The sequence below is a fragment of the Streptomyces hainanensis genome (genome assembly GCF_004348415.1).
Lineage (GTDB): Bacteria > Actinomycetota > Actinomycetes > Streptomycetales > Streptomycetaceae > Streptomyces > Streptomyces hainanensis.
Genome location: NZ_SMKI01000791.1, coordinates 1 through 1666 on the forward strand (window position 1 = coordinate 1; position 1666 = coordinate 1666).

Below are 1666 nucleotides of genomic sequence, written 5' to 3' on the forward strand. Positions count from 1 at the left end.
CCTCGACGGGGGCGGGGGCGGGCGCGTCGAAGGTGTGGTCGACGAACGCGGCGCCGTCGTGGGCGGCGGCGGTCCCGGTCGGCGCGTCCGGCGTGGCGCCGAACCAGCCGGTGTCGTGGCCGTCGCCGGGGACGCCGGCGAACTCGGCGGTGGTGCCGGGGTCGTAGGCGAGGCTCGGGTCGTAGGAGCCGTACTCGCCGAACGTGCCGTGCGAGCCGTAGCCGCCGTACGCGGCGTGGGAGTCCTGGTGGTAGGAGAGCGGGAGCTCGCCCGTGTCGTGCGCGCCGATCAGGTCGTGGGAGCCGGTGCCGTAAGTGCCGTACGGGTCCCCGGAGTTGTCCGGGCGCCGGTCCGCGAGGGAGGTCGCGGAGGCAACGGAGGCATAGCGATTCGACGCCACAGTTGGCGCTCTCCTTTCCTTCCTTCGCCTACCGGGTTAGCTGACGGGTTCGGAGCAGGAAGGTCTCCTACGGGCGGCCGACTGGGCTGGGCTGTCCTGTCGACTGTCCGATTCACCCCAAGTAGTGGTTCCCCGGTTCCTTGGTGCAGTTGTTGTGCACGTGCCGGATTCGGCGACAGAGCACGGTGCCGTCTCTTGCGACGGCGGTGACGACCGCGCTGCGTTATCGAACGTTAATAGACCCGAGGCCGGATTTCCAAGAGTTCCCAGGAATAAAAGCGGGTAGCCGTGAGGACCTTAGCGAATCAAGTTCCGCAAACCGGGCAAAATTTCATGCCGCTGTGCTCCAGATCGCATCCTGACGGTTCGTCAATTGTTATGCGGAGCGGTGTCCTTCACTCACGCACCGTGAGCCTCCCTGGGCACGGGATGGTGCAGGGCGAGCAGCGCCATGTCGTCGTTGAGCCGGACGCTGTGCGCGACGACGTCCGTGACCATCTCGTCGAGCAGCGCCGCGGGCCCGGCGAACGAGCGGCCGCGCAGGTGCTCGGCGGGGTCGAAGAAGACCCCCCGCTCGTCCCTGGCCTCGCTCACGCCGTCCGTGTAGAGCAGCAGGTGGGTGCCGGGCGGGAAGGGCGTGACGCTGACCTCGCCCGTCGGTCCCGGCAGCAGGTCGCCGAGGCCGAGCGGCAGGGCCGGCTCGGCGTCCAGGTAGCTCGCCTCGCCGTCCCGTTCCAGGATCACCGGCTGGGGATGGCCGCGGTTGAGGACCCGGACGCTGATCGGCCGCTCCCTCGGCACCTCGACCAGCACGGCGGTGGTGAAGCCCTCCTCCGGGTCGAGCGTCGCCCGCAGGGCCCGCTCCCGCACCAGCGCGGCCTCCAGGTAGCGGGCGACCGCCACCAGGTCGGGCTCCCGGTCCGCCACCTCCCGGAAGGCGCCGAGGATGACGGCGACCGCCTCGGTGGCCGCCAGGCCCTTGCCGCGCACGTCCCCCACCAGCAGCCGCACCCCGAACCGCGTCTCGCGGACCGCGTAGAGGTCACCGCCGATCAGGGTGTCCCGCTGCGCGGCCTGGTAGCGGGTGGCGACCCGCAGCGTGCCGGCCCGGTCGGGCGGCTCGGGCACCACGGCGCGCTGCACCGGGGGTGCGCCGATGGGTGCGGCGTTGCTGTGGCCGGCCGTGCCAGCGGTGTCGGGCCAGTTGCCGCCTGCCGGCGGCGCGCCGGCAGGGCCGGGGAGGCTGCCGCCCACGGCCGGCGTACC

Annotated in this window: 1 protein-coding gene, 1 pseudogene and 1 riboswitch; the gene and the pseudogene both read right to left on the reverse strand. The window is 72.0% G+C overall.

All coding sequences use genetic code 11. The features are described 5' to 3' along the window. Positions 1 to 400: pseudogene (locus E1283_RS35960) on the reverse strand (hypothetical protein); the annotation flags it as partial. Positions 401 to 410: 10 nt separating this feature from the next. After that, positions 411 to 585, reverse strand: a riboswitch (cyclic di-AMP (ydaO/yuaA leader). A gap of 214 nt (positions 586 to 799) precedes the next feature. Beyond that, the coding region (locus tag E1283_RS35965; protein WP_132822358.1) for a PP2C family protein-serine/threonine phosphatase at positions 800 to 1666 on the reverse strand (867 nt) is incomplete at its 5' end.